Consider the following 25,349-nt stretch of genomic DNA (forward strand, 5'->3'; position numbering starts at 1 on the left):
TTCATGCACGTTTCTCATCAGCGTCGACGCTCGCGTCGACCGCGGATCGGGGCGCTGCGCCGATGACCCGCTCCTGTCCGAGAGCTTAATCGTTCCCGAGGTGGCGCGACGGGGGAAAAGGGCTGCATCCGCGTCGGGAGCCGTTGGTAGTCTGAACCGGTGGCAGCACCAGGGAACGGCCGGGCCGAACACCGGCTCGAAGGAGCACATCGATGAGCAGTCGACTCGCGCCGCCGCGCGTGCCCTCCGGCAGCGTCAATCTGCAGGCGCCCCCCGAGATCGAACCCTCCGAGGGAGGCAGCAGTCTGCTGACCTCGGCGCTTCCGATGCTCGGCAGCGTGGGCGCGATCATCATGGTCTCCGTGAGCAACGCCGGTCCGACGGGCTGGATCACCGGTGGAATGTTCCTCATCTCGGCGCTCGGGTTCGTCTTCGTGAACGGCTGGCGGCAGCGGGCGACGCGGCAGGCATCGATTCTGAGCTCGCGCCGCGAGTATCTCGCGTACCTCACCGATCTGCGCGACACCGTGCGCACCGCGGCGAAAGCGCAGCGCCGCGAGCGCAACTGGCGCTATCCCGCCCCTGAGACGCTGAGCTATCTGGTCGAAGACGGTACCAGGGTGTGGGAGCGCGGCGCTGCAGACGACGACTTCCTCACGGTGCGCGTCGGAACCTGCGAACAGCCGCTCGCGCTCACGCTGGTCGCCCCAGAGCTGCCTCCGATCGCAGATCTCGATCCGGTGGCGACGACGGCGGCGCACCGCTTTCTCGCAACGCATGAGACCCAACCGGACCTGCCCACCTATGTGCGCGTCTCGCATTACCGGAGCGTGCAGCTCGTCGGCGACGACGTCGATCGCATCCGGGGCCTGGCTCGGGGCATGATCTGCCACCTCGCAGCGCTGCACAGTCCCGACGACCTGCAGATCGTCATCGCTGCCGGCCCCGAATCGCTCCCGCAGTGGGAGTGGGCGAAGTGGTTGCCGCATGCGCAGTCCACCCGACTCAGGGACTCGCTCGGCCCGGCTCGGATGATCGGCTCGGATCTCGACACCCTGCTCCGCATGCTCCCGGCGGATCTGCGCGAACGCCCGCGATTCTCGGCAGGCGGGGGCTCGCCCTCCAGCGGCCCGCACCTCCTCGTCGTCGTCGACGGCGCCACCGTGCCGCCCAGTGACTCGGTATTCGCCGGTGGCCTGCAAGGAGTCACCGTGCTCGATCTGCCGAGCGCTTGGGACGACAACGACGATGCGTACACCGCACGCGTCTACATCGGCTCCGGCACCGCAGAGGTGGCAGAGGGGCGCACGCAGGCGCAGACCATCGCGCCCGACGACATGAGCCTGGTCGAGGCGGAAGCGGTTGCGCGCCGTCTCGCACCGCTGCACCGAGAAGGCGGCGGCGGAGGGTCGGTATCCCGAGCGAGCAAGCGACAGCAGGAGCTGCTCGAGCTGCTGAGCCTGCCCGACGTTCGTGATCTCGACCTCGAGCAGCAGTGGCGATATCTGCCCGAGCGAGACCGGCTGCGCGTGCCGATCGGGCAGGACACGAATGGCGCCCCGCTGATCCTCGACCTCAAGGAGTCCGCTTCGCAGGGCATGGGCCCGCATGGTCTGATCATCGGCGCCACGGGCTCGGGCAAGTCCGAAGTGCTGCGCACGCTCGTGCTCTCGCTCGCATTGACGCACTCGCCCGAGCAGCTTAACTTCGTGCTGGTGGACTTCAAAGGCGGTGCGACATTCGCAGGCATGGCCGACATGCCGCACGTGTCGGCGATCATCACCAACCTGGGCGAGGAGATCAGCCTCGTCGACCGCATGCAGGACGCCCTGCAGGGCGAGATGACGCGGCGTCAGGAGCTTCTGCGCTCGGCGGGGAACTTCGTGAACGTCGGCGAGTACGAGAAGGCGAGAAAGAACGGTCGCAGCGACCTGCCGCCGTTGCCCGCGCTGCTCATCGTCGCCGACGAGTTCTCCGAGCTGCTGAGCGCGAAGCCCGAGTTCATCGAATCGTTCGTCGCGATCGGCCGCTTGGGTCGTTCGCTGCACGTGCACCTGCTGCTCGCTTCGCAGCGACTCGAGGAGTCGCGCCTCAAGGGACTCGACACGCACCTCTCGTATCGCATCGGACTGCGCACCTTCTCGGCGGCTGAGTCGCGCACCGTCATCGGCGTACCCGACGCGTATCACCTGCCGCAGGAGCCGGGCGGCGGTCTGCTCAAAGTCGGCAGCGATGACAACCTCACCCAGTTCCGCGCGGCCTATGTTTCCGGACCACCGCCCGCACGACGCGCGATCGCAGCAGACGATGCGTCGGCTGCGCCGGGCGCGGTGCGTATCACCCCGTTCACGGCGGCTGCGAAGCAGCTCACCGACCCCGCTGACGAGGCAGCGCGCCAGGCCGCCGAAGCCGAGCGTCGAGCCGAGGAGCTCGCAGCGGCAGAACCGGAGGAGACGCGCAGCACCTTCGAGCTGGCGGTCGCCCGGATGTCAGGCATCGGGCCGGCCGCGCACCAGGTGTGGCTGCCTCCGCTGGAGGAGCCGGCGACGCTCGACCAGCTGCTCGGAAAGCTCGCGGTCAGCTACGAGCTCGGCCTGCACGCTCCCCGCTGGCGCGAGCACCGCAGACTCACCGTTCCGGTCGGCATCGTCGACGTGCCGCTCTATCAGCGACGGGACGTGCTCACCCTCGACTTGTCGGGTGCCGCAGGGCACGTCGCGATCGTGGGTGCTCCGCTCTCCGGCAAGAGCACCGCGGCTCGGACGCTCGTCTCGGCGCTCGCGCTCACGCACACCCCGCACGAGGTGCAGGTGTTCGTCATCGACTTCGGCGGCAGCTTCGCCGGGCTGCGCAATCTCCCCCATCTCGCGGGCCTCGCCACGCGAGGCGAGCCGGAGGTGATCCGTCGCACGGTCGCCGAGGTCACGTCGCTCCTCAACGCACGAGAGGCATACTTCCGCGCGCACGGCATCGACTCGATCGACACGTACCGTGCACGGCGCGAGCAGGGAATCGTCGACGACGGCTACGGCGACATCTTCCTCGTCGTCGACGGGTGGGCGACGCTCCGAAGCGATTACGAGAATCTCGAGGCTCCCGTGCAGCAGCTGGCGGCCCGCGGCCTCAGCTTCGGCGTGCATATCGTGCTGACGGCGAGTCGCTGGCTCGACATCCGACCCAATGTCAAGGACCTCATGGGCGGGCGCATCGAGCTGCGACTCGGCGACGCCGCCGACTCCGAGGTCAACCGCCGTGCGGCGGCGAACGTATCGGCGTTGCCTGGTCGCGGCCTCGATCCTTCCGGCCTCCAGATGCTCACCGCCCTTCCCCGCATCGACACCGACACGGCAGCAGAGACCCTCGTCGACGGCGTCGACGACCTCGTCGCAAAGGTCAGCAGCGCCTGGCAGCGCGAGCAGGGCCCGAAACTGCGTCTGCTGCCGGAACGGCTGCCGCTCGACGAACTGCGGCAGCATCCGGCCGCGAACCCCCAGCAGTTGCTGCTCGGACTGGACGAGGCAGCACTCGCGCCGATCGGCATCGACCCCGCTCGCGAACAGCACCTGTTCTTGTACGGCGACTCGGGTTCGGGCAAGTCGTCGATGCTGCGCGGCATCGTGCACGAGATCACGCGTCGCTACGAGCCGGGCCAGGCCCGCATCTTCATGATCGACTACCGGCGCGCGCACCTCGGCGAGATTCCCGAGGACTACCTCGGGGCCTACCTGACGACCGCCGAGCAGGCCGCCGGTGCGGTGAACCAGCTCGTCGAGTTCTTCCGGGGGCGGCTCCCCGGACCCGACGTGACGGCAGACCAGCTGCGCAATCGCAGCTGGTGGACCGGGGCCGAAGGATTCATTCTCATCGACGACTACGATCTGGTGGCCACGCAGCAGGGCAACCCAGCGGCACCGCTCGCGCAGCTCCTGGCCCAGGCCGGAGACCTCGGACTGCACGTCGTCGTGACGCGTCGTTCCGGCGGCGCGTCACGTGCGGCGTACGATCCGATCCTGCAGGGCATGACCGATCTCGGCGTCACCGGCATCCTGCTGAGCGGAAATCCCGAAGAGGGCCAGCTGATCGGAAAGGTCAAGGCGATTCCGAGCGCCCCGGGTCGCGCACAGGTCATCTCGCGGTCGCGCGGGTATCAGGTGGTGCAACTCGCGTACGCCCCATCGTCGCAAGACGCCCCGCATGACGAGTCGTGATCGCCGGGATTCTCGAATGGGCCCCAGAACGGTACCCTGTCAGAGTTACCGCCGCGTCGCGCCCCGATCGCGAGGCTGCCGTGCCGATCGGCAGCCTGACACATCGCCAAACGGAAAAGAGTGATTCATGGTCTACGAGAATTCGACGCAGCTCGGTGCTGGGTTCTTCCTCGTCTTCGGTGTCTGGTCGCTCGTCGGCCTCGCGGTCTACGTCTGGTACCTCTGGTCGCTTTCGCGACTCTTCCCCTACCTGGGACTGCCCTCCGGGTGGGGCTGGATCCCGCTCTGGAACCAGTGGCAGCTGATCCAGCGGGGCGGTCTCCCGGGCTGGCTCGCGCTGTTCATGATCGTTCCGGGTCTGAGCATCATCGTGCTCGTGGTCTCGATCATCGCGATTCACCGCATCAACACCGAGTTCGGCAAGGGCGCCGGTTTCACGGTGCTCGGAGCGTTCATCCCGCCGTTGTGGGCGACACTCTTCTCAGCTCAGCTGCGGGATCGAGAGTTCGACGCAGCGGGATACGCCGCCGCCGGCTACCCCGCGGCTGATGGCTTCGGGGCCGACGGAGCCGGCTACGCCGGTGCGCCGGCGTACGGGACTGGCGGCTTCGCGCCGCAGCCCGCAGCGGGTCAGCACGATCCCAGTTGGCAGGGCCTGCCTCCGGTGCCGCAGCAGCCGGCGGTTGCGCAGGACCCGTGGGCCGCAGCCCCCGTGCCGGAACCTGCGAATGGCGGATGGCAGCAGCCCGCGCCCCCGCAGCCGGTGCAGAGCCAGCAGCCGGTGCAGCACCAGCAGGCAGGGTCGAGCGCGCAGCAGCCGGTCGTGAACAACTGGGGGTTCAGCAATACGACAGAAGGCGATTTCGAGCGTCTCGCGGCTGAGGGAGTCGCGCCGCGCGCGCCGCAGCCACTCGGCGTGGAAGCCCCTCCGCGCCCCTTCTCCTGGCCCGCCGTCGAAGACACCAACGTCGAGCACGAGTCCGGCCCGATGGTCCTTCCCGAGCCGTCAGCCGCAGTGCTGTCGCAGGCTCCCGAGAGCGACCAGCGAGCAGCGCCCGGTCCACCCCCAGTGCCCGCGCACCCTCCCGTGGGCCCGGGGGCGGAGCCGCTTCCGACGCCCGCTCCTGAGCCGTCGATCTTCGACCGTGGCGCTCCAGCCCAGCCGGCGGCCGAGCCCGTAGCCCAGCCGGCGGCCGAGCCCGCTGCGCCGACTCCCGCCGCCTCCGTCGCTCCACCCACTGCTCCGGTCGCGGCATCGACGGCTCCCGCCACGACGCCGGCGGCGCCCGTCGCTGCCGCGCCTCCGGCCGCGCCTCCTGTCGCCGCACCGGGCGGGCTCGATGAAGATCACACGGTCGTCGTGTCGCGACGCTCGCGGTGGGCGCTCGAACTGCCCGGCGGCGAACTCCTCGAACTCGACGGCGACGACATCGTCATCGGTCGCAAGCCGGAGGCGCGTGAGGCGTCGTCGGTGCTGCAGATCACCGATCCGACGCGTACGACGTCGAAGTCGCACGCGCGCCTGCGACGCGCAGGCGAGGACTGGTCGATCGAGGACCTCCAGTCGACCAATGGCGTCTCGCTCGTCGGCGTCGACGGAACCGCGACGCAGCTCGAACCGGGCCGGGTCGCTCCGGCTACGGAGCAGATGATCATCGGCACGCTCGAGGTGCGGTTGCGGCAGCTGTAGCAGGGGCAGCGGTGCGCCTCGGCTCTGGTGCGCCCGATGGGGCACTGCAACGCCCCGCGCGGCGCCAGCAGCAAGCTGAGTGATTTGTCAGGAGTGACACGCTGACTCCACAGGCCGCCGGGCGTAGGGTGTCTTCTGTTGGGCTCAGCCGCCCTGCACGACCACATGGAGGTACGCGATATGAAGGTCATCAGCTACAACTTGCGGAAGAACCGCGCCCTCAGTGAGCTGGATGCGCTCACGGACGATCACGGCGTCGATGTGCTCTGCCTGCAAGAAGCTGAAGCCGTCGCGCTTCCCGCACGACTCGGGCACCTCTCACTCGTGCACGCGACCGAGCGCAACCGCCTCGGTCTTGCGATGTACGTGCGCGACGGGCGCTTCCACACGCGCTCCGCCCACACGTTCCAATTGAAGAAGTCACTGCACGACCGTCTGCTCGCCCCCGCTCACGAGCGTCTCCTGGGGGTGCGGATGCATGATTCGGAGTTGCAGCGCGACCTGGTCGTCGCCTCGTTCCACGCGGCCCCGCTCACGGCGCTCAACTCGTTGCGCCGGCATCAGATCCACGCCGCCCTCGCCGAGCTGCGCCACCTCGGGCCCGGTCTGCCGGCACTCATGGTCGGAGACTACAACTACCCGGTGTTCAAAGGACGCCTCGATACCGAGATGCGCGACACCGGCTACGAGCTGAGCCTCAGCGACAAGCGCACCTACACGCGCTACAAGATGTTCCGAGGCCACTTCGATTTCGCGACCTCGATGGGCCTCGACATCGACAGCGTGCGTACGCTCGACCGCGGCACGTCGGATCACCTTCCGATCATGGTGACCGCCTCGATGTCCGAGATCCCGGCGCTGCAGACCGCTGCCGCATAAGGCACCGCCTGTGTCGTGCGACGCGGTTCCGGACCTCGGATCCGGCTAGCGGCCCGCCCCGTCGTACAGGGAGAGGAGGCCGCTCCCCGGGGTCGCCGTGTGGCGGGACAGATGGTTGCGGTGCTTCGCGCTGTTCTCGACCACGAATGTCGCCATGGTCGGGAGATACCGGTCGTCGGCGCTCTCGATGACGGTGCCGAACTCGTTGTAGGCGAGGCGGCGCACCCGCAGCAGTGGGCTGCCAGGCGCGATGTGCAACTGCTCCACCTCGAGCGGGTGCGCCGCGATCGCGTCGATGACGTGGCGCGCGCGAGTCGGGACGATTCCGACGTTGGCGAGTGCCTGCGTCACGCTGCCGTGCTGGAAGTCGGTGCCGAGCAGGTGCTTGCCGATCTCGTACGGGAACAGCGAGCGCTCGAGCATCGCAGGTTTCTCGTCGAGGTAGCGCACGCGGATGATCTCGATCACCGGTGCATCCGGCGCGATCTGCAACTCGCGGGCGCACTCCTCGGTCGCTGATCGGCGACTCGCCTCAATGACGCGTTGGCCGGGCGTCAGCCCCAGTTCGCGGGCCCACTCGCTGAACGAGATGAACGTGTCGAACGATTGCGGGGGAGCGGTGTGCTGCACACGAGGCGGGGTTCCCCGGCCACCCACGATCATGCCGTCGGCGCGCAGAGCGGCGAGCGCTTGGCGCACCGGGCCGCGGGATGTGCCGAACTCGGCGATGAGCGATTTCTCGCTCGGAACCTTCTCGCCGGGCTGCCACGCGCCCGTTCGGATGCGGTGGATCATCTCCTCGTACAACTGCACGTGGAGCGGCGATGAGGTCGTCATGTGGCCACTGTATAAGTCACGACTTGGTTACGGCCGCCCGTGGGGTAACGGCTGCGTGAACGATCGGCGAACGGCGGGTGAGACGAAGGGGCCGGCCCTACTGCGGGAGAGGATCGGCGGAGTCGACTCCCGTCGGCGTCGATCCGGCGCCGTCGGAGTCGCCTCGGTGGTCCCGCCCGCGGCGGGGCCCGAAGGGCTCGCTGCTCATGCCGTCGGCGGATGCGTTGAACCGGTGCAGCGAGACGCGCAACTGCTCGAGCTCTCCTGGGCTCCAATCGGCGAAGCGCTCGTGGTACGCGTGCGCCCATTTCTGGCGGATGGCACCGAGCAGCTCCTCCGCCTTGGGGCTCGGCGTGAGCAGTACGACACGGCGATCCTCGGCCGCTGGCTGCGTGTCGACCAGTTCGAGCTCGCGCAGCTTCGTCACCTGCCGGCTCACCATCGCCTTATCCATGTCGAGCATCTGGCTGATCCCCGTCGCGGAGATCGGGCCTTTGCGCAGGATCAGCTGCAGCATCATGATGCCGATGCCTTTGAGCTCGGGGTCCACCTCTTCCGCGTACCGCGCCCACCGAGTGCGCGCGAAGGCGAAGACCTCGGAGAACTCAGCGATGATCTCGGAGATGCCGTCGTGGTTCGCGGCATCCGCGGCGGGCTCGCTGGCGTCGTGCATAGCTACTAGTGTGCCGCGCCCAGCCCGCTGCCGCGCCCGGCGCGCTGGAGTGTTCCCGCGCGTCGGTTCATCTCGCGCTGCGCAGGCGCCCGGCCCGCGGCGCGAATGCGCACCCGCGGCAATGCGGCAGAATGGAGGCGTGAGTCGGCGTCGCACTGCGCCGACGACGCGAACCCGAGAGGCGAGACGTGACGCAAAACGGCAGCATCAAGATCGGCGTGATCGGTGGCGGGCAGCTCGCCCGCATGATGGTTCCCCCGGCGATCCACCTGGGGCTGCGCATCAGCGTGCTCGCCGAGAGCGAGGGAGCGAGCGCCGAGCGTGCTGCTGATGTCGTCGGCGACTACCGTGACGCCGAGACGGTGTACGCGTTCGCCGAGACCGTCGACGTCATCACGTTCGACCACGAGCACGTGCCGCAGTCGATCCTGCACGAGCTCGTGTCGCGCGGCGTCGCCGTGCACCCGCGCCCGGATGCGCTGCAGTACGCGCAAGACAAGATCGTCATGCGCGAGAAGCTCGCAGAGCTGGGCGTGCCCATCCCGGACTGGACCGCCGCCGCCGACGAGACCGATCTCCAGGCCTTCCTCGACGCGCACGGCGGACGAGCCGTGGTGAAGACCGCGCGCGGCGGGTACGACGGGAAAGGCGTGCGCGTCATCTCCGACGCCGCAGAGGTCCGCGACTGGTTCACCGCGCTCGCCGAAGACGGGAACGGCGGTTCTTTGCTCGTCGAAGAGCTCGTCGATTTCGTGCGAGAGCTCTCGCAGTTGGTCGCACGTCGGCCGAGCGGGGAGACATGCACCTGGCCGGTCGTCGAGACGATCCAGCGCGACGGCGTCTGCGCCGAGGTGCTCGCTCCCGCCCCGACCGACCGTGCCGAGGTCCTCGAGCGGGCCGCCGGCATCGGCGCGATCGTGGCCGAGGGCGTCGATGTCACCGGTGTGCTCGCCGTCGAGATGTTCGAGACCCGCGACGGTCGGGTGCTCGTCAACGAGCTGGCCATGCGCCCCCACAATTCGGGGCACTTCTCCATCGAAGGGTCGGTGACGAGCCAGTTCGAGCAGCACCTCCGCGCCGTCGCGGACCTGCCGCTCGGCGATACCTCCATGACCGCGCCCGCAGCGGTCATGGTGAACGTGCTGGGCGGGCCGGCCGAAGGCCCGATGCCGGTGCGATACGCCGAGGCCCTCGCTGCGCACCCGCGCGCCAAGTTCCACAGCTACGACAAGCAGCCGCGGCCTGGACGGAAGGTCGGGCATGTCACCGTGACGGGCGAGCAGCTCGACGTGGTGCGCGCGGAGGCGATCGCCGCTGCCCAGCACTTCGAGTGATCCTGCGCGCCGATACGATGGAGAGCATGGCTGAATCCTCCGCACCCCTCGTCGGCGTCATCATGGGCTCCGATTCCGATTACTCGGTCATGACCGACGCCGTGCAGGTGCTGCGCGAGTTCGGCATCGCCCACGAGGTCGAGGTGGTCAGCGCGCATCGCACCCCCGACAAGATGGTGACCTATGCTCGCGAGGCCGCCGCCCGCGGTCTCCACGTGATCATCGCGGGTGCGGGCGGAGCGGCGCATCTGCCCGGCATGGTGGCGTCCATGACGACGCTTCCGGTGATCGGCGTTCCCGTGCCGCTGGCGAAGCTCGACGGACTCGATTCCTTGCTGTCGATCGTGCAGATGCCCGGCGGCATTCCCGTGGCGACTGTGTCGATCGGCGGCGCGAAAAACGCAGGGATTCTTGCGGCGCGCATCCTCGGCTCATCCGACACGACGGTCGCGAAGCGCCTCGCCGACTACGCCGACGGCCTCACTGCCGCCGTGGGGGAGAAGAACGACGCGCTCAAGGAGCGCATCGCGGCCGAGTAACCGTCGACCAGCCGCGACCCAGCGCAGGTCACCGGCACGAACGGCAGCGCACGCGAGCTACAGGTTCGCGTGGGTCTCCCAGAGGTTCCAGGCCGAAGCGCGCCAGCTGAACCCTCGGCTCCGGTCGCATGCGAGCACCGTGAGCGTGGGCAGAGCACCGGTCTGGCCGACCAGGTCGTGGTACTCACGGGCGAATGCTTCCGCGGTATCTCCTGACACGCCAGCATCGAGAACGAGCTCCTCCGTGGCGGGGTGGCCGGCGTGCACCACTGGCACGGCCGCGTCGAGCGCGGCGAGCACGGTGTAGCCCGTTCCGGCGAACGACTGCGGCTGGACGAGCACCAGGGCTGCGGCGAGCACTGCGCCCACGTCCGAGAGATCTGCGATGCGCACCGTGTGCACACGGCCCTGCAGGTCCTGCGGGATATCCAGTGCGGCTTCCCGGTCCTTCTCGCGGGTGCTCGCGCCCTGCGGATCCAAGCCGTCGAGCACGACGAGCGGCGGAAGGCGCTCGTCGCTGCGCATCGCGTCGAACACCCACTCGAGTCTGCCGTGCTCGCCGGGTCGGGCCGTGGTGACCGCGAAGCGATCGGGGAGCCCCCACGCGTCCCGGCGCTCCGCAGCGTCAGCGGGCGCGGCGAAGGCGGAGGGTGTGGCGAGCGGGAACACCTGCACCGGGAGGTCGCTGCCGTACTGCTGCTGCAGCACGCGCGCGGTGGCGTGCGTCGGAGTGAGAATGATGTCGGCGTGCTTGACGGCCCGTCGCGCGAACGCGCGGAAGAGGCGCGCCTGCGAATTCCCGAGCAGCGACGGCGCCTCCCAGGCGATGCTGTGCGGAATCGTGACCGAGGTCTGCGAGCCGTCATCGTCGCCGCGGGATCGCAGCGGCATCATCGGAGTCAGCGCGTGCACGAACTCGCCGTCGAGAGGACGAGCGGTGGCGCCGTTCTGCCAGACGAGCGGCAGGACGCTGGCGCGCAGCGGAAGCATCTCCGTGGCGAGTCGCGGAGACGCGAAGTCCGGCATCTCGCCGCCGCGAGCGAGCAGGTATCGGGCGCTGCAACTGCGCGGAGCGGTTTCAGCGACCGCCTGTGCGAGATCACGAGCCGCTGAGGCGTGCGCCGCGGCTTCCCAATCGGGGAACGGGTCGGCGATGAGGGTGAGCGTCGCCAATCGAACTCCCCTCGAATCGTCATCTCACGTGCGTGCGGTACGAGCCCGCACTCCACATTGTATGGAATGCGAAGCTGAGAGCGGCTGTGCGCCACGGCGTAAAGCACTGGAGTGAGACGTAATTGCAACAATTCGGGGCGCGCTCCGAGTTTTCGCGCTCTCGACGTGTCTCGCCGACGCTCCAGCCGCTCACGCAGGCGGGGAGAGCGAGCACCGGTCGGCACATTCTCGGCACGCAAAGCAGATCATTGCGGTGCGGCTTGAGGATTCCCCCACGATCCGCGAAGTACCCTGTCCCCATGCGTGTTTTGTTGACAGGCGGCGCCGGCTACATCGGCTCGCACACTGCACTCGTTCTGATCGAACGCGGCCATGAGGTGATCGTGCTCGACGACTTCTCCAACAGCAGTCGCGAGGCGGTGCGGCGCGTCGAGGAGCTGAGCGGTGCGACGGCGCAGATCGTCGAGGCCGACCTCGCCGATCGGGATGCGGCGCGGAGTGCGCTCGCCGATGTCGCCTTCGACGCGGTGATCCACCTCGCCGGGCTGAAGGCCGTCGGCGAATCGGTGGCGCAGCCGACGCGGTACTACCGGGTGAACCTCGATTCCACGATCGTGCTGCTCGACCTCCTCCGCGAGCGCAGCATCACGAACTTCATCTTCAGCTCCTCGGCCACCGTGTACGGCGACCCGCAGTACTCCCCGATCGATGAGGCGCACCCCGCAGGCGTCGGCCTCACCAACCCCTACGGGTGGTCGAAATTCATGAACGAGCAGATCGTGCGAGATGCGCAGGTCGCGTGGCCCGAACTCGGCGCCGTGCTGCTCCGCTACTTCAACCCCGTGGGGGCGCACCCCTCGGGGCGCATCGGGGAAGACCCGAGCGGGATCCCGAACAATCTCATGCCGTTCATCGCGCAGGTCGCGGTGGGCAAGCGCGAGCGGCTCAGCGTCTTCGGCGACACGTATCAGACGGTCGACGGTACGGGCGTGCGTGATTACATCCACGTGATGGATCTCGCCGAGGGGCACGTCGCGGCGCTCGAGCACAACACCCCCGGCGTCTCCACGTACAATCTCGGATCGGGCATCGGCTCGAGCGTGCTCGAGGTCGTGCGAGCCTTCGAGACGGCCTCCGGCCGGCCGGTCCCCTATGCGATCGAAGCGCCGCGATCGGGTGACGTTGCGGAGACGGTGGCAGATCCGTCGCTCGCGAACGCCGAGCTCGAATGGCGCACCACCCGCGACCTGGCCGAGGCCTGCCGCGACTCGTGGAACTGGCAGTCCGGGAATCCTGCGGGATACCGCGCATGACGCTCGACCTCGAGCGGCCGCTGCGCCACCCCGATCTGGCGTCAGAACCGCTCATGAGCAAGCGAGCCAGATGGCTCGTGATCCTCGGCTTCATCCTGCCGGGGACCGCTCAGCTGGTCGCCGGCAACCGCCGCCTCGGTCGGTTCGGGCTCATCGCCACGGCGATCCTCGTCGTCGGAGTCATCATCGCGGGAGTGAGCCTGGTGCTCGCGCGCACGGCGACGCTCACGTTCTTCACGAACAGCATCGTGCTGCTCATCGTGCAGTGGTTGCTCTTCATTTACGCGGTGATCTGGGTGGTGCTCGGCATCGACACGCTCCGGCTCACGAAGCTCGTGCGCGTGCAGCGCGGGTGGCGCGTTCCGGTCGCGATGCTCTCGGTGCTGCTCACCATCGTCCCCGCCGCTGGCGCCGCCTGGGCCGGAAACGCCGTCGGAGCCGGCCGCGGGCTCATTGGCGACCTCTTCCGCAGCGCACCGGCGGTCGCGCCGGTCGACGGCCGGTACAACATCCTGCTCCTCGGCACAGACGCCGGATCGGACCGCGAGGGCCTGCGTCCCGACAGCATCTCGCTCGTCAGCATCGACGCCGAGACCGGGCAGTCGATGATCGTCGGACTGCCGCGCGAGCTCAAGGACACCCCGTTCCCCGAGGGCTCTCCTCTCGCCCCCGTCTATCCGGAGGGATACTGCGACGAGGTCAACAACTACGAGATCGTGGACGGCGGCGGCTACTACTGCTTCACCACCGGCAACCTCAACTCGCTCGTCACCGAACTCGAGGATTCGGGGTCGCCGTCCTACGACGGCATGTACGCCGACGCCGTCTCCCAGGGATCGTCGCCCGGCATCGAGGCGACCAAGGACGCGGTCTCGGGAGCGACCGGACTCGAAGTGCAGTTCTACGTCCTCGTGAACATGGACGCGTTCGAGAGCCTCATCGACGCGCTCGGGGGCATCACCATCAACGTGCAGGAGCGCCTGCCGATCGGAGGCCAGGTCGACGAGATGACGGGCGAGCTGGTCGGCGTCGAAGGCTGGATCGAGCCGGGCGAGCAGCAGATGGACGGGTTCACGGCGCTCTGGTACGCCCGATCGCGGTACGGGTCGGCCGATGGCGACTACGCGCGGATGCAGCGGCAGCGCGAACTCCAATCGGCCATCCTCGCGCAGATGAATCCGCAGAACGTCCTCGCGCGATTCCAGGAGGTGCTCTCGGCGGGTTCGCAGCTCGTCGACACCGACATCCCTGACTCCATGCTCGGCCGATTCGTCGACCTTGCCGCCGACGCCCGCGGGTACGAGCCGGTCAACGTCGAGCTCGTTCCGCCAGCGATCGACCCAGAGGCCCCGGACTGGGCGACGGTGCAGCAGCTCATCGCCGATGGGATCGCCGCCTCGTCTCCGGCCGAGGAAGAGGCGGGCTAGACTTGCCGGGTTTGCTCGAAACGTGAAGGAGACCGATCGCATGCGTGTGACCGCCGTACTGGTGGCCTACAACCGGCGAGAACTGCTGCGGGAATCACTCGCCGCTCTCGCCGCGCAGAGCCGACCCGTCGACCGTCTCGTCGTGGTCGACAATGCGTCAGACGACGGATCGGTCGAGGTCGCCGCCGAGATGCTGGAGGCCTGGGGCGAGCGTGCGCGTCACATCGAGCTCACCGAGAACACGGGCGGCGCGGGAGGGTTCGCGACCGGGATCGCGGCCGCCGTCGTCGAGGACGATACCGACTGGGTCTGGGTCATGGACGACGACACCGTGCCAGGGCCCGATGCGCTCGCGGGAGCCCTCGAGACGTACGAGCGGTACCGCGCGTCCGGGCCGGACGACCTCGCCGTGATGGGCTCACGCGTCGTGTGGACCGACGGGGAGGACCACCCGATGAATACGCCGAAGCCGAAGATCCGCGCATCGGAAGCTGAGCGAGCGCGGGCCGCGTCCGTCGACGCCATGGAGATCCGTTCCATCTCGTTCGTCTCGGCATTCCTGCGCGCCGCCCGCGTCCGCGAGCAGGGTCTGCCCATCGCCGACTACTTCCTGTGGAACGACGACTTCGAGTACTCGGCGCGCCTGTTGCGCGGCGCGCGCGGGCTGTATGTCCCGGCCTCGGTGGTCACGCATCGCACGGTGAAGCGTGGGTCGAGCGATCAGGATCCGGGTCCACGGTTCTTCTACGAGGTGCGCAACAAGCTCTGGGTGTTCCGGCGGAGCCCGGCACTCTTCGGGTGGGAGAAGCTGCTGTACTCCGCCGCGACCGCGCGGCGCTGGTTCCGAACCTTCCGGGCGTCGCGCGATCGCGCGCAGCTGCGCGACTGCCTGCGGCGCGGATGGAAGGCCGGGTGGCTCACGGCGCCGCGGTCGACGCGCGACGTGCTGCGCAACGCGGGGGTTCCCGTCGACGTGATGTACGAAGTCGAGAAGCTGTCGCGATTGAACGACCGGTAGGTTTCAGCCGGTCCAGCTCGCGCCGCGTGTCAGAGCACCGTGATGTCGGTCGCGCGCCAACGTTCCCTGCGGTGTTCGAGGCGGATCGCCACGACGGTCGAGCGCGACTCGGTGTGGAGCACGACGGTCGCCTCGATGATGTGGGGGAGCGGCGTGCTGAGATGCGCTCGGCCCGGCGTCGCCGTGCGCCGTCGACGGTCTCGCGTGAGGGCCTCGCGTTCCGCGCGGAGAGCTCGTCGCGCTTTCAGCGCAGCAGCGACTTCCGGAGTGATCCAGCCACCGAACTGCGCGACCGACCGCACCCCCTCGAGCACCTCGAATGCATACACCGCGAGACGCTGCACGAACGCGTCGGGAGGTGGATCGACCGGTGGACCGTCGAGCACCGCGCGACGACCGGGCACCCGCGACGGCGATGGGGAGCGTGCGGGAGGTGCCGCACCGAGCCCGGTCGCACTCGGCACCACATCCGGCACCGCATGGAGATGACTGCGCGCGTGGGCGCGCGGCTGCTGCGGAACCGCGCGCAGCGTACGGTCGTGCTGGGGCGTTGGAGCGGAGGCAGGCATGACGGGTCCCTTCGAACGGATCCGCGCGCCGCTCCCGTTGCGACTCACCCTCACTGCACTGCCGGATTCGAGATGATGTGGTCATCACCCTATGCACTGCGCCCTATGGAGTGTCAAGAACTCCCGGATGGCGGGAGACGCCGCTCCCGTGCTTTCAGACGCGGATCTCGGAGTTCGCTCCCGGACGCGGTGCTCTAGTCTGGGGTCGTGGCCACACTGCGCAATCTTGCAACGAAGTATTCCTCCCTCGACGAAGAGGAGATCGAATGGCTCGAGCTGCTCACGCTCGATCTGCGCCTGCTCGCGGATCTCGCCCTCGGCGACGTGGTGCTCTGGGTGCCGACGAGTGACGAGAACTACCTCGCGATCGCCCACAGCAGGCCGGCAGGTTCGGTGACGCTCTTCTACCGCGACGTGATCGGCGATCTGCTGCGCGCCGACTGGCGCGAACTCGTGGACGAGGCGATGACCAGTACGAATCCGACGGTCTCCACGTCACCGGCCTGGTATGAAGAGAATCCGATGCGTCTTGCCGCGTACTCCGTGAGTCGCACCGATGCCGACGGAGAGGTGCAGGGTCCGTTCGCCGTCATCACCGTGCACACGAGCGTGGCCGATACGCAACCGGCCTCTCGCATCGGAGCCGCGTTCCGCGAGGTCGCGGCTGACCTGCTCGGCATGATCCAGAAGGGGATGTTCCCCGTTCCCGGGAGCTCCCGCGGAGGGGAGCAGGGCGCGCCTCGCGCAGCCGATGGGCTCGTGCGCATCAATCTCGACGGGGTCGCGACGTTCGCCAGCCCGAACACCCAGACCACGTTCTCGTCCCTCGGATTCCGGGATGAGATCGAGGGCGAGAATTTCAGCGAAGTGGTCGCCGACATCGTGAAGGGGCAGTTCGACACCAACGAGTCGCTGCCGCTGATCGCGCAGGGCAAGATCGCGAAGCGCGTTGAGATCGACACGCACGGACATACGATCACGTTGCGTTCGATACCGGTCTTCCGCGACGGAGCCCGCGTCGGCGGCATCGTGCTGACGCGGGACGTGACCGAGCTGCGCCAGCAGGCGCAGGAGCTCATCACGAAAGACGCGACCATTCGCGAGATCCATCACCGGGTCAAGAACAATCTGCAGACCGTCGCATCACTGCTCCGCGTGCAGGCCCGCCGCGCCAGGAGCGAAGAGGCGAAGCAGGTGCTCGGCCAGGCCATGCGTCGGGTCGCGGCAATCGCCGTCGTGCACGATACGCTGTCGACCGGGCTCTCGCAGATCGTCGACTTCGACAAGGTCTTCGACCGCGTGATCGGGCTCGCCGCAGAGGTGGCCAGCCTGCACAACACGACGGTGCACCCGCACAAGGAAGGGGAGTTCGGCGAGCTGCCCTCGGAGTACGCGACCCCTCTCGCCCTCGCGCTCACCGAGATCGTGACGAACGCCGTGGAGCACGGACTCGCAGGCCGCGAGGGCGAGGTCTTCGTCACCGCCCGGCGTACCGATGAGCAGCTCACGGTCGAAGTGGTCGATACGGGCACCGGGCTTCCCGGCGGCACGGTCGGCGACGGGCTGGGCACGCAGATCGTGCGCACGCTGATCGAAGGCGAACTCGGCGGGAGCATCACCTGGGGCCCGGACGCCGGCGGTGGCACCCGCGTCGCGATCCAGGTCCCGCTGCATTGGATCTCAACGCAGACGCGGGAGATCCCGCGGGTGCCAGCCTGATCCCTACCGCCGACGCCGGGTATCGCGACGGCCGCGGATCAGCACGGCGAAGCCGACACCGAGCAGCAGGACGCCCAGCCCGATAATCGTCGCGGTGATCCAGCCGGCCGCGTCCAGGCCGCCGCCGCCGAGCACCTGCTGCGAGATGTATCCGCAGAAGACCAGGATCAGCGCTCCCCAGACGATGGGCCCCGTCCGCGGGCTCGGCCGCGACGGTGCGCGATCGCCCGCAGCAGTGTTTCCGGCCGCGCGGTCGCCCGTCGGCGCCCCGAATGCGTGAGGCGTTTCGCGTGCGTCCGGTCGAGGTGCGGCGGGTGCGGCGGCTGCGCTCGGTGCGCTCGGTGCACCCAGGCCGGCGGATTCTCCCGGACCGCCCTCCGCGTCGGTGGGAGCCGCTGCGACGCCGCTCGCGGGCGGTGGCGTCAGCGGAATCCTGGCCGTCGTCTCTTCATTCGTCCCGGGGCTCGTAGGTTCGACGCTCATGAGTTCATCTCCAGTTCCAGGGCTTCGAGCTCCTGTGCGATATCGGTGCGCTCGTCTTCCAGGCTCCGGCGCTCAGACGGGCTGAGGCCCGGTTCTGCGAGCTTCCAGTCGAGCACGTCGAGCTGGCCGTCGAGGCGATCGGCCTCCTGCTCCAGACGCCGATCCGCGTCCGTGTCTGCAGGGGTATCGACCCCTGCGCGCTCGTTCTCATCCGCCCTCTCGGCATCCCGCCCGGCCGCACCGCCCGTGACGTCGACGTTGCCCGCGAGCAGCGTCACCGTGACGACTGGTGCCGCGTCCTCGTTGTCGGGCGTGACGTTCGATCGGATCTCCCGCGAGATGAAGGGCCCGCTCGTCACGATCTGGGTCGCTCGAGACGAGTCGAGGTCGTTGCGGCCGGATTCATCGATCCGTCCAGCGAGTACGCGCGCGTGCACGATGACCGGAGACGACGCAGGAAGCTCGATGGTGCTGCGACCCGCGAGCACCCACACCTCGAGATCATCGGCGCCACCCGCTCTCGTCTCGATATCCCCGAGATCGACCGTGGTGTTGCCCGCGAGCACGACGGCACCGGTCTCCGCTCCGGTCACATGCAGATTGCCGAACGGCTGGAAGCGAATGCCCCAGGGGAGCACGACGGTGATGAGCAACGCCACCACACCGCAGAACGAGAGAAACCCGATCCACCCGGTGTACCGACCGCGTGTTCCGGCGACGATCAACGACAATGCCAGCACGGCGAGCGCCGCGATGAGGCCCGTGATGAGCGCGTCGGGAGCGACGCTCTCGATCGAGAGCGGACCGTGCACTGAGGTCGTCCACAGTGCCGCGAGTCCGCCCGCGAGCAGCGCGAGTGCCAGGGTGATCACCGTGTGGGCGGCTCCCAGCCGATGCGCGTCGTGGTGCTCCGCGTAGCGGGCGCTCCACGCCTCGGTCTGCTCGCCGACCTCTCGCCCCCACTTATCGGCAGCGGCGCCCGCGCGGCGACCCCAGTCAGCGGCGTCTCGTGCGACGCGGTCGGCGCTCTCGCTCGCCCGCGCGGCGAACGATGCAGCGGAATCGGCGGAGTCCTGCGGGGTGCGGGCGTACTCGCGGTCTGCAGCGCGATCCGCGTGATCCGGATCGGCCCCGGCCTCTCGTGACGCCGCGTCGTCGGCACCGGGTGCGTGTTCACCGTATTCTCGGCCGCGCTTGAGCACGATGCTCCGTACCCAGAAGAACCCGAGCACGAGGATCGCGATCCAGGACAGCCAGGCGGCTGTCGCAGTGACCCATCCGGGAATGCCGAGCGACCCCCAGACGCCCCAGCTCCACACGCTGAACAGCGGGTAGGCGTCTCCAGGGCTCACGAGGCCGAGAATGCCCGGAACGATGACGACTGCCGTGAGGATCACGGCGACGACGATCATCCCGGTCTCTGCTCGCCCCCGGATGATCTCCTCCACGTGGATGCGGCCGTTCGCGTCGGGCAGGAGGAGCCAGCCGATGAGGTAGAGCAGAACGCCAGGGCCTCCCAGCAGCGCGAGCACGATGAAGATGCCGCGCACGATGATGGGATCGATCCGAAGGCGATCTGCGATTCCGGCGGCGACGCCGGCGAACCACCGGTCGCTGCTGCGGGTGATGCCGAGACCGCGCAACCAGGTGAAGAAGCCCTGGCCCGCAGGCGGCCCTGCGGGGCCCGGTGTGGGAGGTGTGGTGTCCATGGTTCGAGTCTGGCTGAGACGGGAATGCTCGGCCATGGGGGATCACCCTGATCCTTCCCTGATCCCGAGACCCCGAGACCCCCCACGCGTCGCGTGACCTGATTGGATGGGGGCATGGCCGATGCTCCTCTCACCCGCTCGCGCGATGACCGCGTGCTCATGGGCGTCTGCGGGGGACTCGGGGCGCATCTCGGCGTTTCGTCGCAGACGGTGCGCATTGCGATGCTCGTGCTGACCGCGCTGGGCGGAGCCGGGGCCGTGCTCTACCTGTGGCTCTGGGCCACTGTGCCGTGGAACGGCGACGATGCGGGCATCGTGCCGCTTCGACGGGCGCTGACCCCGCCTGCTGCTGCGACGTCCACTGCGTCTGCTGCTCCGGCCGCAGCTGCTGCTCCGGCAGCTGCAGCGGCTCCGGCGGCTGCAGCGACTCCGTCGGCCCCGTCGGCGACAGCGCCATCGGCACCTGCGACGCGCATGCCCGCGGCGCAGGTGCCTCCCATCGAACTCGGAGCGCCCGCAGCCGACGCTGCGAACGAACGCCGACCCCGCTGGCCCATCGCCGAATTGCTGCTCGGCACGTGTCTGTTGCTGGCGGGCGCCGGTCTCGTGCTCGAGCGACTCGGGGTGCAGCTGCGACTCGAGCTGTTGCTCCCCGCACTCGCCGTACTGGTGGGCGTCGGCCTCACCTGGTGGCAGATCGCAGATCGCGACCGCCCGGATCGTCATGCGCTGCCCCGAGCCCTCGGGGCCCTCGCGCTCGTCGCCGTCGGTGTCCTCATGTTCTTCGTCACCGCCCGCGAGCCGAACACCTGGACCGTCATCGGTGCGGCACTCGCGGTGCTCGGAGGCGTCGCCCTTGCAGTGGCGCCCTGGCTGCTCCGCATCAATCGCGAGCTGATGAGCGAGCGCGCGGCCCGGGCTCGTGAGGCCGAGCGCTCCGACATCGCCGCGCACTTGCACGACTCGGTGCTGCAGACCCTCGCGCTGATCCAGCAGCGGTCGGAACCGGGCAGCGAGGTCGCCCGGTTGGCGCGAGGCCAGGAGCGAGAATTGCGCGAGTGGCTGTTTCGTGCGGCCGATGGAGGCGCCCCGCGGCCTCGCGAGGCCGTCGACACCGAGCTCCGCGCGCACGCCGCAGCGCTCGAAGCCGATCATCCCGTGCGCTTCGAGGTCGTCTCAGTCGGCGCGGGCGAGGGGCTCGTCGCGCCGGCACCCATCGTCGCAGCGGCGCGCGAGGCGATGCTGAACGCCGCGCGTCACGCGGGCGGCGACGTCACCGTTTATCTCGAAGCGACGCAGGATCGGGTGACGATCGACATCACCGACCGCGGAGTCGGGCTCGACCCGAACGACCTTCCCGAGGGGCGAATGGGCGTGCGCGAGTCGATCCTCGGCAGAATGGAACGAGCCGGTGGGCAGGCTCGGATCGTGCGCGGTCCGGGCGGGGGCACCTCGGTACGGCTCGGGATTCCCCGGCAGACGCCGACCGAACCCGCGGGAACGACGCACCATGAGACCGCGCATAACGAGGAGACCCGATGAATCGCGCACTGCACGAGATCCGCATCGTCATCGTCGACGACCATCAGATCTTCCGCACCGGTCTCCGGGCCGAACTCGGGGACGAGCTCGCGGTGGTCGGCGAAGCCGCGAACGTCGACGAGGCGGTCGCGGTGGTGACGGCGACCGTGCCCGACGTAGTGCTGCTCGACGTGCACCTGCCCGGCGGCGCCGGCGGTGGCGGGGCCGAGGTGCTGCAGCGTCTCGCGGGCAACCCTGCGACGCGCGGCATCCGTGTGCTGGCGCTGAGCGTCTCGGACGCGGCCGACGATGTCGTGCAGGTCAGCCGCGCCGGCGCCAGGGGGTACCTGACGAAGACCGCATCCGGCGCCGAGGTGACGGCAGCGGTGGGCGGGTGCACAGCGGAGACGCCGTGTTCGCGCCGCGGCTCGCGGGGTTCGTGCTCGATGCGTTCGGCACGGGCGGCGGGGAGACCGCGGCGCGAGACGATGAACTGGACCGTCTCTCGGCGCGCGAGCAAGAGGTGATGCGCATGATCGCCCGCGGCTACGCCTACAAGGAGGTCGCAGCCGAGCTGTTCCTCTCGGTGAAGACGGTGGAGACGCACGTCTCGAACGTGCTGCGCAAACTCCAGCTCTCGAATCGGCACGAACTCACGGCGTGGGCGCTGTCACGGCGCTTGCTCTGAGGGAGCAGGCGAACTGAGTCCGCCGCCCTGCTACTGCCAGCCGGGCAACCACTGGTGCGCGCGCCAGAACCACTCGGCCATCGGCGCCCCGGACCAGACGGGGAGGAACAGGACGGCGAGAGCGATGCAGGCGACCACATACAGGGCGACCGCGATCCGGATTCCGAGCAGGGTCTCGGGCGAGCCCCCGCCGGGATTCTCGAACTCGCGCCCGTGCTCGCTCGCCACCGTCACACCGCTCGCCGTCACACCGCTCGCCGCCGCATCGCCGGCCGCGCTCGCCGCCGGATGCGGTTCACCCGCGCTCAGCCGAGGTCGCATGCGCACGCGGCACAGCAGCGCGAGCCCCATCGCGAGAGCGATCGCCGAGAACGGCGTCAGCACCACGGCGTAGAACTGGAAGACCGCGGAACGCGACACGGTGAGCACCCACGGGAGCCACCCCGAGAGGTAGCCGACGACGACGAACGCGCTCGCGGTCACCAGCGGGTCGGGACCGCGGCGTGCGCGGAAGACGATGACGCAGACGAGTGCGAGGAGCGCGATCACGCCGCCCCAGGTCACGAGCGGGTTCGGCAGGGGCGACACGACCGCTGCGCAGGCCGACCACGGGCAACCAGCATCAGAACCCCAGCGGGATTCGTACATCCCGGTCGGGCGAAGCGCGAGCGGCCACGTCAGCGGATGGGAGGCGTAGGGGTGCGGCGCGCTGAGCGACCGGTGCCAGTCGAGCATCTCGGCGTGATACTGCAGCAGCGCCGGCCACCATGCTTCTCCTGCGGTGCGGCTCCACCCGCCGGGATTCAGGATCCAACCCGCCCAACTGGAGACGTACACGAGCGCGGCAGCGGGGAGGGCGACCAGCCCGGCGACGACGGCCTGCCACGCAGCGCGCGGCACGGCGTGGCGTTCCCGTGCCCGGAGCCGGACGACGAGATCGCGCACGGTGATGAAGACGAGGAAGGCAGCGAGCGGGTACAGGCCGGACCATTTGATCGATGCCGCAGCGCCGAAGGCTCCCGCGGCCGCGAGCAGCCACGGGCGGCGCCAGAGCACCGGAACGCGGGGCGGCGGTGGACCGGAGCGGTCACGCTGATCCGGAGTCGTCGCCCGTGCCCCGGTCCATTCGATGTCGCGCCAGACGCACAGCGCGCCGATCGCGACGGCGAGGGTGAGGAAGCCGTCGAGCAGACCCACTCGCGTGAGTACGACGTGCACTCCGTCGATCGCGAGGAGGAGACCCGCGGTGCATGCGACGACGACGCTCCGGGTGATGCGCCAGCCGAGGCGCATCGTGACCGCCACGGTGAGCACGCCGGCGAGCGCGACCGCACTTCGCCACCCCCAGCCTGAACCGGGCCCGAATACGAGCACTCCGAGGCCGATGAGCCACTTGCCGAGCGGAGGGTGCACCGCGTTCGAGGGCTCGTCGGAGAAGCCGAGCGCACGCGACCCGCTCATGTCCGGTTCGTCATCGGGCCAGGTCGTCGGGTATCCGTGCGCGAGCTGGCTGATGGCATCCCGCACGTAGTACAACTCGTCGAAGACGAGCACCCCGGGACGGCCGAGAGCCCAGAACCTCAGCGCACCAGCGATCGCGAGCACCAGTGCCGGTGCGAGCCAGTGCAGCCAGCGGTTTCGCATCACGGCTCCAGCGTACGGCGCACCTCCGACGCGCGGCGCGCGGGCTACGATGGTGAGGTGATTACGCGGCTCAGCTCCTACTTTCTCAAGACCCTCCGAGAAGATCCCTCTGACGCCGAGGTGGCGAGCCACCGGCTGCTCGTGCGCGCGGGCTACATCCGGCGCCAGGCCCCGGGAATCTTCGGGTGGATGCCGCTCGGCTTGCGGGTGAAGGGCAAGCTCGAGCAGATCATCCGCGAGGAGATGGTCGCCGCGGGTGCGCACGAAGTGCATTTCCCCGGACTGCTGCCCCGCGAGCCATACGAAGCCTCCGGTCGGTGGGATGAGTACGGAGACGCCCTCTTCCGCCTGCAGGATCGCCACGGCGCCGACTACCTGCTCGCACCGACGCACGAAGAGGTCTTCACCAACATGGTGAAGGACATCGTGACGTCGTACAAGGACCTGCCGCTGGCGCTCTTCCAGATTCAGGACAAGTACCGCGATGAGGCTCGGCCTCGCGCCGGCCTGCTGCGCGGCCGCGAGTTCACGATGAAGGACGCCTACTCGTTCGATGCGACCGACGAGGGATTGCACGCGAGCTACGAGCGCCAGCGCGCCGCCTACGAGCGCATCTTCACCCGGCTCGGCCTCGAATACGCCATCGTCTCCGCCGATGCTGGCGCGATGGGCGGATCGCGCAGTGAAGAATTCCTCCTGCCGACGTCGATCGGCGAGGACACCTTCGTGCGCTCTGCCGGCGGATACGCGGCGAACGTCGAGGCGTACTCCACCCCCGTTCCCGAGGCCATTCCGTTCGACGATGCGCCGTCGGCCGTCGTCTACGACTCGCCCGACACCCCGACGATCGACACCCTTGTCGCCCACACGAACGCGGTGCTGCCGCGTGAGGACGGGCGCTCATGGACCGCCGCCGACACGCTGAAGAACCTCGTGCTCGCAGTGACGCCCATCGGCGGCGAGCGCGAGATCGTCGTCGTTGGCATCCCCGGAGACCGCGACGCCGACATGAAGCGCGCGGAAGTCGCGTTCCCCGGCGCTGAGGTCGAGCCGGCGACGGCCGCGGATCTCGCCCGCCACCCCGGTCTCGTGAAGGGGTACATCGGGCCGGCGCGCTTCGACGACCAGGGCGGGATCACCGCTGTGCTCGGCGCGGAGAGCGCTACGGGCCTGCGGTACCTCGTCGACCCGCGCGTCGTCGCGGGCACGACCTGGGTGACCGGGGCGAACGTCGAAGGCCAGCACGTCGCGCATCTCGTCTTCGGGCGGGACTTCGATGCGGACGGCACGGTCGAGATCGCCGACGTGCGCGACGGCGACCCCGCTCCCGACGGATCAGGGCCGATCGAGACCGCGCGCGGCATGGAGATCGGTCACATCTTCCAGCTCGGCCGCAAATACGCTGAAGCGCTCGGACTGAAGGTGCTCGACGAGAACGGCAAACTCGTCACGGTGACCATGGGCTCGTACGGCATCGGAGTGACTCGCATCATGGCCATTCTCGCCGAACTGCACCACGACGATCGCGGGCTGATCTGGCCGGAAGCCGTCGCGCCGTTCAACGTGCACGTCGTCGCCACAGGCCGGGATGCGGCTGTATACGAGGTCGCCGAGTCGCTCGTCGAGACGCTCGATGCCGCCGGTGTCGAGGTCATCTTCGACGATCGCCCGAAGGTGTCGCCCGGCGTGAAGTTCGGCGACGCCGAATTGCTCGGGGTTCCTCGCGTGGTGGTCGTGGGCCGAGATGCGGCGGACGGTTTCGCCGAGGTGTGGGATCGGGCCGCCGGAACCAAGGAGAAGGTCGCGCTCTCCGACGTGCCCGGCCTCTTCGGCGTGCGCGTGTGATGTGAGGATCGCGGCCTTCGGTCGCGCAGGTGTGACGGGGCGTCGCTGCTGGTGCAGCGGCGCCCCGTTTTCCATATGGC

General features: G+C 69.0%; 18 protein-coding genes and 1 pseudogene. 12 read left to right on the forward strand and 7 right to left on the reverse strand.

The genetic code is table 11. The features are described 5' to 3' along the window. The first annotated feature begins 212 nt into the window (after positions 1-212). The 3 genes from eccCa to JSQ98_RS13270 all read left to right on the forward strand — a co-directional run bounded on the left by eccCa (position 213) and on the right by JSQ98_RS13270 (position 6,777). Entirely contained in the window at positions 213-4,208 is a 3,996-nt protein-coding gene (eccCa, locus tag JSQ98_RS13260; protein ID WP_211650089.1) for a type VII secretion protein EccCa, read from the forward strand. Positions 4,209-4,335: 127 nt separating this feature from the next. Continuing rightward, a complete protein-coding gene (locus tag JSQ98_RS13265) occupies positions 4,336-5,898 on the forward strand; it encodes a DUF5684 domain-containing protein (RefSeq protein ID WP_211650090.1) in 1,563 nt (520 codons plus the stop codon). Positions 5,899-6,078: 180 nt separating this feature from the next. Beyond that, positions 6,079-6,777, forward strand: a complete 699-nt coding sequence (locus JSQ98_RS13270; RefSeq protein ID WP_090146703.1) for an endonuclease/exonuclease/phosphatase family protein — start codon at positions 6,079-6,081, stop codon at positions 6,775-6,777. A 45-nt stretch (positions 6,778-6,822) separates the two neighbouring features. On the opposite strand, the gene JSQ98_RS13275 is transcribed toward JSQ98_RS13270, so the two are convergent. Continuing rightward, positions 6,823-7,614, reverse strand: coding sequence for a GntR family transcriptional regulator (locus JSQ98_RS13275; protein ID WP_211650091.1), 792 nt, complete (start codon positions 7,612-7,614; stop codon positions 6,823-6,825). 97 nt (positions 7,615-7,711) lie between these two features. Further along, complete coding sequence (locus JSQ98_RS13280) at positions 7,712-8,287, reverse strand: MarR family winged helix-turn-helix transcriptional regulator (protein WP_211650092.1); 576 nt, start codon at positions 8,285-8,287, stop codon at positions 7,712-7,714. A gap of 188 nt (positions 8,288-8,475) precedes the next feature. On the opposite strand from JSQ98_RS13280, the gene JSQ98_RS13285 reads away from it, so the two are divergent. Beyond that, positions 8,476-9,621, forward strand: a complete 1,146-nt coding sequence (locus JSQ98_RS13285; RefSeq protein WP_211650093.1) for a 5-(carboxyamino)imidazole ribonucleotide synthase — start codon at positions 8,476-8,478, stop codon at positions 9,619-9,621. Between the two features lie 26 nt (positions 9,622-9,647). Beyond that, complete coding sequence (gene purE, locus JSQ98_RS13290; protein WP_211650094.1) at positions 9,648-10,160, forward strand: 5-(carboxyamino)imidazole ribonucleotide mutase; 513 nt, start codon at positions 9,648-9,650, stop codon at positions 10,158-10,160. Positions 10,161-10,217: 57 nt separating this feature from the next. On the opposite strand, the gene JSQ98_RS13295 is transcribed toward purE, so the two are convergent. Then, positions 10,218-11,333, reverse strand: a complete 1,116-nt coding sequence (locus tag JSQ98_RS13295; protein WP_211650096.1) for a glycosyltransferase family protein — start codon at positions 11,331-11,333, stop codon at positions 10,218-10,220. Between the two features lie 299 nt (positions 11,334-11,632). Between JSQ98_RS13295 and galE the strand changes: the two genes are divergently transcribed. From galE to JSQ98_RS13310, 3 genes are read left to right on the forward strand one after another with little or no spacing between them, the layout of a single operon-like run. Further along, the gene (gene galE, locus JSQ98_RS13300; RefSeq protein ID WP_211650098.1) at positions 11,633-12,646 is read left to right on the forward strand and encodes a UDP-glucose 4-epimerase GalE; all 1,014 of its coding nucleotides are present in this window, start codon (positions 11,633-11,635) and stop codon (positions 12,644-12,646) included. Then, positions 12,643-14,073, forward strand: coding sequence for an LCP family protein (locus JSQ98_RS13305; RefSeq protein ID WP_211650099.1), 1,431 nt, complete (start codon positions 12,643-12,645; stop codon positions 14,071-14,073). The genes galE and JSQ98_RS13305 overlap by 4 nt, the downstream gene beginning before the upstream one ends. A 40-nt stretch (positions 14,074-14,113) precedes the next feature. Next, the gene (locus tag JSQ98_RS13310; protein WP_211650100.1) at positions 14,114-15,091 is read left to right on the forward strand and encodes a glycosyltransferase; all 978 of its coding nucleotides are present in this window, start codon (positions 14,114-14,116) and stop codon (positions 15,089-15,091) included. 29 nt (positions 15,092-15,120) lie between these two features. Here the strand turns inward: JSQ98_RS13310 and JSQ98_RS13315 are convergent, their stop codons facing one another. Then, positions 15,121-15,660 (reverse strand): Rv3235 family protein, encoded by a 540-nt coding sequence (locus JSQ98_RS13315; RefSeq protein ID WP_211650101.1) that lies wholly within the window; start codon positions 15,658-15,660, stop codon positions 15,121-15,123. Positions 15,661-15,867: 207 nt separating this feature from the next. On the opposite strand from JSQ98_RS13315, the gene JSQ98_RS13320 reads away from it, so the two are divergent. Next, positions 15,868-17,379 carry a histidine kinase N-terminal domain-containing protein gene (locus JSQ98_RS13320; protein WP_090146722.1) on the forward strand — a complete coding sequence of 504 codons (1,512 nt, stop codon included), beginning with the start codon at positions 15,868-15,870 and terminating at the stop codon, positions 17,377-17,379. Between the two features lie 3 nt (positions 17,380-17,382). Here JSQ98_RS13320 and JSQ98_RS13325 read toward each other — a convergent pair whose 3' ends face one another. After that, positions 17,383-17,862, reverse strand: coding sequence for a hypothetical protein (locus JSQ98_RS13325; RefSeq protein WP_211650102.1), 480 nt, complete (start codon positions 17,860-17,862; stop codon positions 17,383-17,385). Further along, complete coding sequence (locus JSQ98_RS13330) at positions 17,859-19,571, reverse strand: PspC domain-containing protein (RefSeq protein WP_211650103.1); 1,713 nt, start codon at positions 19,569-19,571, stop codon at positions 17,859-17,861. The genes JSQ98_RS13325 and JSQ98_RS13330 overlap by 4 nt, the downstream gene beginning before the upstream one ends. A 114-nt stretch (positions 19,572-19,685) precedes the next feature. On the opposite strand from JSQ98_RS13330, the gene JSQ98_RS13335 reads away from it, so the two are divergent. Both JSQ98_RS13335 and JSQ98_RS13340 read left to right on the forward strand, forming a co-directional pair. Continuing rightward, a complete protein-coding gene (locus JSQ98_RS13335) occupies positions 19,686-21,113 on the forward strand; it encodes an ATP-binding protein (RefSeq protein WP_211650104.1) in 1,428 nt (475 codons plus the stop codon). Beyond that, a pseudogene (locus JSQ98_RS13340) lies at positions 21,110-21,780 on the forward strand (response regulator). The gene JSQ98_RS13335 and the pseudogene JSQ98_RS13340 overlap by 4 nt, the downstream one beginning before the upstream one ends. 30 nt (positions 21,781-21,810) lie before the next feature. Here the strand turns inward: JSQ98_RS13340 and JSQ98_RS13345 are convergent. Beyond that, a complete protein-coding gene (locus tag JSQ98_RS13345; RefSeq protein ID WP_249291197.1) occupies positions 21,811-23,424 on the reverse strand; it encodes a dolichyl-phosphate-mannose--protein mannosyltransferase in 1,614 nt (537 codons plus the stop codon). Between the two features lie 57 nt (positions 23,425-23,481). Here JSQ98_RS13345 and JSQ98_RS13350 point away from each other — a divergent pair, with 57 nt between their 5' ends. Next, positions 23,482-25,269 carry a proline--tRNA ligase gene (locus tag JSQ98_RS13350; protein WP_211650106.1) on the forward strand — a complete coding sequence of 596 codons (1,788 nt, stop codon included), beginning with the start codon at positions 23,482-23,484 and terminating at the stop codon, positions 25,267-25,269. Positions 25,270-25,349 lie beyond the last annotated feature (80 nt).

The sequence above is a fragment of the Leucobacter manosquensis genome, assembly GCF_018304845.1.
GTDB lineage: Bacteria > Actinomycetota > Actinomycetes > Actinomycetales > Microbacteriaceae > Leucobacter > Leucobacter alluvii.